Here is an 8018-nt window from a genome sequence, read left to right on the forward strand (position 1 = left end):
GTGGAGGGCCGGGGTCTTGCACAAGCCCGGCGCCCTCCACCCCCAAACCGGCGCCGCGCGCGAAGGGGCCTGCCCCATGCCTCGCCTGATCGACCCGCCCGCAGGCTCCGCGCTCGATATCGAAGAGGTGACCGCCCGCCTCGACGAAAGCGGGGTAGACCTCACCGACGAAGCGAGCATCGCGCGCTGCACTGACCTCCTCGCCGGCTTGTCGCGCAACCCCGACTTCCTCGCCGACCGCGTGATCGCCGCGCTCAAGGAGAGCTATAGCGACCAGCTGACCCTCAACCGCTACACGGCGCAGGTCTTCCTCCTCCACCGCAGCCCGCGCGGCTTTTACCTCCGCGCCAATATGTGGCCCTCACAGCGCGACGCCGCTTTCGCCGCGAGCGGCCCCGCGGCCTTCTCCTACGGCGTCCCGCACGACCATAATTTCCACTTCCTCACTGCCGGCTATTTCGGCCCTGGCTATGTCAGCGACTATTATGACTATGACCCCGAAACCGTCGACGGCCGCCTCGGCGAGCCGCTGGACCTCAAATTCGTCGAGCGCCACAGCCTAAGCCATGGCAAGATGATGCTCTACCGCGCCCACCGCGACATCCACAGCCAGTTCCCCCCGGCAAGCCTCTCGGTCAGCCTCAACATCATGGACGAGGGCGAGCAAGTCCCCTGGCGCGACCAATATATTGTCGACCTGGAGAAGGGCACGATCGCCAAGCGCCCAACGCTGACGAGCAGCGAAATGCTGCTCCGCTGCGCGGTGCATTTGACCGGGAATGGGAAGGATGTGGCGGAGCAGTTCGCGAAGGCGCACCCGGTGCCAAGGGTGCGCGCGAATGCAATCGGGGCGCTGGCGGCGGTGGAAGAGGGCAGCGCGCGGGCTGCGGTGCTGGAGCGCGGAATGGCCGACGGCGATCCTCGCGTTCGTGACGATTGCCAGCGCTGGCTGGCGCTGTAGCTTCCCCTGCTGACAGCGCGGCTTTCCGCTGCTAGGGCGCGGCGCATGACCACGCCTCTGTCCCATATCCGCAACTTCTCCATCATTGCGCACATCGACCATGGCAAGTCGACGCTCGCCGACCGGCTGATCCAGTTCACCGGGGGGCTGACCGCGCGCGAGATGTCGGCGCAAGTCCTTGATAATATGGACATTGAGAAGGAGCGCGGGATCACGATCAAGGCGCAGACGGTGCGCCTGAAGTATAAGGCACACGACGGTGAGACGTATGAGCTCAACCTGATGGACACGCCGGGTCACGTTGACTTCGCCTATGAAGTGTCGCGGTCGCTCGCGGCGTGCGAGGGCGCTTTGCTCGTCGTCGACGCGGCGCAGGGGGTCGAGGCGCAGACGCTCGCGAACGTCTACCAGTCGATCGAGCATGACCATGAGATCGTGCCCGTGATCAACAAGATCGACCTGCCCGCGGCCGACGTCGACAAGGTGAAGGCCGAGATCGAGGACATCATCGGGCTGCCCGCCGACGACGCGGTGCTCGCATCCGCGAAGGCCGGGATCGGCATCGAGGAAGCGCTGGAAGCGATCGTCACGCGCATCCCGCCGCCGAAGGGCGACGCGACCGCGCCGCTGGTCGCGATGCTCGTCGACAGCTGGTACGACCCCTATCTCGGCGTCGTCATCCTGATCCGCGTCGTCGACGGCGTACTGAAAAAAGGTCAGCAGATCAAGTTCATGCAGGCGGGCACCACCCACCTGATCGACCGCGTCGGTTGCTTCACGCCGAAGATCGAGCAGCTTTCCGAGCTCGGCCCCGGCGAGATCGGCTTCATCACCGCGCAGATCAAGGACGTCGCGCAGGCGCGCGTCGGCGACACCGTCACCGACGCCAAAAAGCCCGCGGCGCAGGCGCTGCCGGGGTTCAAGGAAGTCCAGCCCGTCGTCTTCTGCGGCATGTTCCCGACCGACGCGAACGACTTCGAAAAATTGCGCGAAAGCATCCAGAAGCTCCGCCTCAACGACGCGAGCTTCTCGTTCGAGATGGAAAGCAGCGCCGCATTGGGCTTCGGCTTCCGCTGCGGCTTCCTCGGCCTGCTCCACCTCGAGATCATCCAGGAGCGGCTGACCCGCGAATATGACCTCGACCTCATCACCACCGCGCCGTCGGTGGTGTACAAGCTCAAGCTCGGCCACACGAAGAATGAGGCGGCGAAGGAGATCGAACTCCACAACCCCGCCGACATGCCCGACCCGAACCGCATCGACGAGATCCAGGAACCGTGGATCGAGGCGGTGATTTACGTGCCCGACGAATATCTCGGCCCGATCCTGAAGCTGTGCCAGGACCGCCGCGGGGTGCAGAAGAATCTGACCTATGTCGGCGGCCGCGCGCAGATCACCTATGAACTGCCGCTCAACGAGGTGGTGTTCGATTTCTATGACCGGCTGAAGAGCATCAGCCGCGGTTACGCCAGCTTCGACTATCACCAGATCGGCCACCGCCCCGGCGACCTCGTCAAGATGAGCATCCTCGTCAACAACGAGCCGGTCGATGCCCTCAGCATGATCGTCCACCGCGGCACCGCCGAAACGCGCGGCCGCGGCATGTGCGAGCGGCTGAAAGACCTGATCCCGCGCCACATGTTCAAGATCCCGATCCAGGCCGCGATCGGCGGCAAGGTGATCGCCCGCGAAACCATCGCCGCGTTGCGCAAGGACGTGACCGCCAAATGCTATGGCGGCGACGCGACCCGCAAGAAGAAGCTCCTCGAAAAGCAGAAAGAGGGCAAGAAGCGGATGCGCGAATATGGGAATGTCAATATTCCGCAGGAGGCGTTTATTGCCGCATTGCGGATGGGGGATGATGCTTAGGGACTTGTGCCCGATCCCGGCCTTAGAACGTGACAGATATTCCGACTTGCAGCAGGCGTTAAGCTGAGATCCTAACGAACCATTCTAGTGCCCCACAGTGCGTCCTTAGTCTCCGGAATCATTGGCCCCATCCGGCGTTCAGCTTGGACTCGAAGTGCCCGACCGTATATCTCCATACCGTTCCAATTGATCGCACCGCCTGCCACTGGCACCATAATGCGTGTCTTGCGTAAGCGGCCGAGGGTCGCCCCGTTGCCTCCCCAACCAAATCGGCTCATCTGCTGCTTGATAAGTGTTGCCAATAACATTGCGTTATCGACATTTAGGTTAGGGCTTCGCAGTACCTGAATATTCTGGCTCGTGTAGAACGGCACCGGCTGATATGCGATAGTTTGCGTATCAAGTCCGATGGTAATTGCGTTACCCTCTTCAGGATACTTTTTCTGCCGGACGCACCATCCATCGATACCATTATTCTCGCGTGTGCGAGACACAAACGGGTAGCTTCCGTCGCCGATTTGAGTCAGGTCCGACTTGTTGTACCATGCCGACGTTGCCTTCATCGTCTCGAAGACGTCGGTTATCAGCCTCGGTTCGAACGTCAGTTCCGGTAGCGTGTCATCATCTTCCGGTTCGGTGGCTCGAACTGAGCGTGTGCTGGCCTTGATCTCCAGCATCAATTCTTCTCCGAGCTTGTTCAGACCAGCCCAGTCCACCACCTCTCCACCGTTGGAACCAGTCGCCAAAGGCACCATGATTTTCTGGCGAGCAAGCCTGTGAAGCGTCAACTTGTATCCGAAACCAAATTTGGGAACGCATTGGTGCGTCAACATACTGGCGATCAATAGTAAAGCGGGCTCGGTAGCCTCCTCAGATACAGGCTCAAGAGCAATCACATCATCGGACGCGCTAAAGGGGGCGGGCTGATACTTTGCGTGTCCAGTGCCTCCGTCGCCATTGTAGATAAGCGTCACCCATCCACCGGGAAATAGCGCTGGGGTGGACGCAAAATCGGTAATGCTGTTGTTCACACGAGAAGCGCCTACGAAAGGGGTGTCTCCCCGCTTCCTATGGGCAGTTATGAGACGTTTCCCTTTGTGCGCACGGAAAATGCCTGCCTGACGCCCCTCCAAGTCCACCACGTAGGTGGGTGCAAACGTCAATCCGTCGTATGTACTCACTCTCCATTTTCCTTATTCGGCGCCTGCTCACCCTCGGCGGGAGTTATCAGGCTTCCATATCCGTGGCTGTGCATGTCTACCTGCCATGTAAGGTAGTCGGCGACTGTTGCCCTGAAATCATCCACGGAAGGAGGAAGATCGTTGAAATAGAAATACGAGTGCTGCCACTCGTCTTGTGCAGTGATCTCTGCCAGCACGATGAACTTGGTGTCGTCGACCGCGTTACCCCGCAACACGTCAAGTAAATGCTTGCGCCTCGATGCCGCGGTTCCATCGTCGGTCAAGCCCCGGTGCATTTGCACCTTGTATCCATCATTCTGGAAATTGATAAACTTGGCCTTCGCGTCCGCAGGGTGGGGCCGGCCAGCGATGAACAATGCAATTACAGCAGACACGCCCACTCCTGAGTCAGCGAAAGTTTCCCCATTCATGGTTATGACCGCATCCAGCGTGTGCTTTTTCAGCAGAGCGACTTTCCTGTCTTTGTCATCCTTCGTTTTGCCGACCATCGCTGACTGAGGAATGATGGCAGCGAGGCGGCCGCCTGGGTTCAGGAACTCCAAGGTTCTTTGGATGAAGGCCAACTCCGACAGATGGCGCGTGTTCTTGTCTTTAGCTTGGGAATACGGTGGATTCAGCAAGGCTTTGGTGAAGCCATGCCCCGAAACCCACTCCCCCTTGTCGTTTTTCTGGTCGCCGCGCATTTCATGAAGCGGGGCTTCGAAAATGGAATCTCGCCTGAAGTTGGCTTTACCGTCGCCTCGAAGGATCATATTGGTCGTGCCAATTGCGAACAGCTTGTCCTGAAGCTCGATTCCATGGAGCCTGTTCTTCCGGATATCCTCTTTCACTGCCTCATTGTTACCCGCATCGTTGAACATGCGGTGCATTGCAGCGATCAGGAATGACGCTGTGCCGGCGGTCGGGTCGAGAACCCAATCCCCCGCGCCAACGTCAATCAGCTCTGCCATAAGCGTGGTAACGTGTTCTGGAGTCAGCACAATACCGAGCGTATTGCCGTCGCCTCCGCCATACGAAATGAACTCGTGGTAAAAATTTCCCAAAACATCGAACGCGATTAGTGTCGGGTCGGTGACGACTTGCTGAACGTCCGTCTTCAGAATCTGAGCAAACCACCTCAATGGCGTCATCCCTAGCTCAGCGTGGATGCGGTTCAGCGCTGGGGACTTCTCGATAAAAGCGAACTGATCCAGAAGAGTGCCAATCTTCTGGTGGGGGCCGAACCCCTTTGAGACCATGTAGTCGTGTGCAGCGCGGTAAATCTTTGCGCCGTCCCAATCGCCGGGTAGCTTTTCGTCATAAATTCCTTTCAGGTCGTTGATATCGAAGCCCGGCTTTTCCAGTGCGAGTAGAATAGCCGACACAAGCGGAGCTTTCCGGTCATTCTCTACTGACCCATAGTTGCGCATTCCCTCGTGTAATCGGGAGGCAGCCAACTTAACGGTGTCCAATCGAACTTCGGACTGTGGCTTATTTCCGAGGACCGCGACTGAGTGATATTCGACGATCGCGTCCTTGCCGAACACATCGAGGTTGTCGAGGTCGTCGAGGAGCTTGACCATCCCTTGTCCGAGGTACGCAACTGCGATCTCGTGGTGCTGCTCCTCCCCACCTATTCCGACCGCAAAGATGCCTTTCTTGGATGGAACGCCGTTTTTGAGCATTACGTTGGCGTAATGAACGGCACCATTGAGCGCAAAGTTCTGTCGGTAAGGGAAATCGGTTGCGACTTGGTCGTTCAGAAGGAACCGTGTGAAACGAGCTTCTTTCTTATCTTCGACGACGACGATGAAGTCGCCCATGACGAAAACGAACTCGGGCTTACCTTCAGCCTTCCCCAGTTTGGATTTCGTGCCGCCAGCAAGTGCGGCGCGCTTCCAGGCGGGGCCTCCGTCCTGTTCCCAAGGGCGCGACACGTCGATGTCGCGTAGAAGATCTCGGACGAATTGATCAGTAGCTTTTTCATTTCCCATCTGCAGCCTACCCCTAACCATGGCGCATGACGGACGTTGGGCTGATTCCACCTGTCCGATTCAAGGCGCGAGATAGCAGGTGAGGCGTTGCTGAGAAACGTGCTGGCACAAATAGTTTAATCGAAATCCAAATGTTGCCAGTGTCACAATGGCTGGTAGTTATGTCAGCCGGTAATCTGGCTGCACACCGCTGGGCCGGTCGGGACCAGCTGCAGCCTAGTGACTTTCAGTTCGCTTCCGTCCAAAATCAGCCCACGAACTCCTTCAACCGAACAATCCGCACCACACACCGCGCCGGAATCTCGATCACTCCGCTCAGCATCAGCCGTTCCTCGTCGCCGACGATCGTTGCCGATCCGGCGAGTATCTTGATGCAATCATCGTCGTGGATCAGGCGGTCGATCGAGAGGCAGGTCTGGACCTTTTCGGGCTGGAAGGCTTCACAGGAGACCCGGCCGCCATAGGGTTCGCGCGATAATGGGTGTGCCCCGGCGAAAGCCGGGGTCCAGATAGATTGCGCTGCGCCGCTATGGGCCGTGCCCGGAGTCACGTGCCTCCGGACACCTGCCGGGGTTCACGGCTTTGGATTCCGAAGATTGGCTCGGGCGGCTCATTGCTCGCCTCCCGCCTGTGGCGTTTCGTGCGTCGCGGCCGCCGGTGTCCCCGCCTTCCATGCCGCCCAGCTCGCCTCGCTGTAGGCGGCGTTCCATTCGCCTTCGAGCGCGGCGATCTCGCGCTCGGCGCGGCGGCGGGCGGCGTCGCGGTCGCGGCTGGTCGGGCCGCTTTGGCTGTGGGTGTCGGCGAGGAAGTCGTGGGGGTGCTGGATCACGGGCTGGCGCGCCTGTTGCCAGCCCTCGGCGCGCTCGCGCAGGCGGTTGGCGGCGGCGCGCATGTCGCCGCGGGTGATCTTGCCGCTGGCGAGGTCGCTTTCGCCGGCCTCACCCTCGATCATATGCTCCTCGAAGCGGTCGAACCACAGTTCGTCCTCTTCGCCGCCCTCGGTCCAGCGGACATGGTCGGCGGGCGGCGGGGCGGGGTTCGACAGGTCGCCGCCCTCGGCCTCCTCCCAGTCGACATTGCCCGCGCCGGCCGACAGCGGGACGATCATGTCGGGGTGGTGCATGTGCCATTCGTGCTTCTGCGGGTTGATATAGGCGTCGGCTTTTCGCGCCGCGGCCCAATCGGTTCCGGGGCCGGTGAGCAGGTCCCACGCGGCGCGCTTGACCGGGTCGTGCGAAATCTTGCGCTGATAGGCGGTGCGGATGATGCGGAGGCGGTCGTCGAGGTCGGTGTCCTGCCGGTTCGCGCGGGCATTGCGTTCCATCAGGCGCGCCTGGCGCTCGGCCTCCCAGTCGGCCTGCCATTTCTCGCGCAGGCGGCGGACTGCGTGCGGGACTGCGGTGGTGGGGCCATCGATGGGGTTGATGCCCGCGCCGAAGGCCTCGGGAAAGCGGCTCGCAGCGATATGCTGCATCGCGCGCACGTTCGGCCGGCGACGTTCGAGGATGACGCGGCCCTCCTTTGAGATCGTCTCGGGCACGCCATAGATCGCATATTCCATGAGCAGGTCGGCGACGCGGCGCGCGCCCGCCTCGACCGCGCGGTCCCATGCGGCGGCGAAGCTCTCCGCATCGTCGCGTTTGCGGAGCTGATAGAAGGCCGAGGTCGAGTGGCCCGCGACCTTTGCCGCCATGCTGACCGCGCCGGTCGCGGCGAGATGCGCGATGAACATCCGCTGTTTCTGGGCGGTGATGCCGGTCCAGCGCTTGGTGCGCTGTTCGACGGGGGTGAAGGCGAGTTCTTCGGGGAGATCGTCGGGATCGATCGCGGGGTCGGCCTCCGCGTCGATGACGGCGGGGAGGGGCGGGAGGATTTCCTGTTTCATGGGCTTGACTCCTATGGTTCGTTTAAACGTTATAAACGAACCATATGGGAACAATGTAGGAAAGAGGGAAAATTGGAGAGGCGCGCGCCCAACGCCGCCCCGTGTCAGGGGCGGGGCGATTGCGGGGA

Annotated in this window: 6 protein-coding genes; 2 read left to right on the top strand and 4 right to left on the bottom strand. The window is 60.7% G+C overall.

Annotated elements, in window-relative coordinates; translation table 11 throughout:
- Window positions 1-76 precede the first annotated feature (76 nt).
- Together FG91_RS13085 and lepA are read left to right on the top strand one after the other, a co-directional pair.
- Entirely contained in the window at window positions 77-961 is an 885-nt protein-coding gene (locus FG91_RS13085) for a hypothetical protein (RefSeq protein ID WP_037515628.1), read from the top strand.
- Window positions 962-1006: 45 nt separating this feature from the next.
- Window positions 1007-2830, top strand: a complete 1824-nt coding sequence (lepA, locus tag FG91_RS13090; RefSeq protein ID WP_037515626.1) for a translation elongation factor 4 — start codon at window positions 1007-1009, stop codon at window positions 2828-2830.
- A 71-nt stretch (window positions 2831-2901) separates the two neighbouring features.
- On the opposite strand, the gene FG91_RS22270 is transcribed toward lepA, so the two are convergent.
- The 4 genes from FG91_RS22270 to FG91_RS21050 all read right to left on the bottom strand — a co-directional run bounded on the left by FG91_RS22270 (window position 2902) and on the right by FG91_RS21050 (window position 7890).
- Window positions 2902-4011, bottom strand: a complete 1110-nt coding sequence (locus FG91_RS22270) for a restriction endonuclease subunit S (protein WP_152568110.1) — start codon at window positions 4009-4011, stop codon at window positions 2902-2904.
- The gene (locus FG91_RS13105; protein ID WP_037515631.1) at window positions 4008-6005 is read right to left on the bottom strand and encodes an HsdM family class I SAM-dependent methyltransferase; all 1998 of its coding nucleotides are present in this window, start codon (window positions 6003-6005) and stop codon (window positions 4008-4010) included. The genes FG91_RS22270 and FG91_RS13105 overlap by 4 nt, the downstream gene beginning before the upstream one ends.
- 247 nt (window positions 6006-6252) lie before the next feature.
- Complete coding sequence (locus tag FG91_RS13110) at window positions 6253-6555, bottom strand: hypothetical protein (RefSeq protein WP_037515627.1); 303 nt, start codon at window positions 6553-6555, stop codon at window positions 6253-6255.
- A 60-nt stretch (window positions 6556-6615) separates the two neighbouring features.
- Window positions 6616-7890 (bottom strand): hypothetical protein, encoded by a 1275-nt coding sequence (locus FG91_RS21050; protein WP_052187576.1) that lies wholly within the window; start codon window positions 7888-7890, stop codon window positions 6616-6618.
- Between the last annotated feature and the right edge of the window lie 128 nt (window positions 7891-8018).

This window comes from Sphingopyxis sp. LC81, from assembly GCF_000756375.1.
Taxonomy (GTDB): Bacteria; Pseudomonadota; Alphaproteobacteria; order Sphingomonadales; family Sphingomonadaceae; genus Sphingopyxis.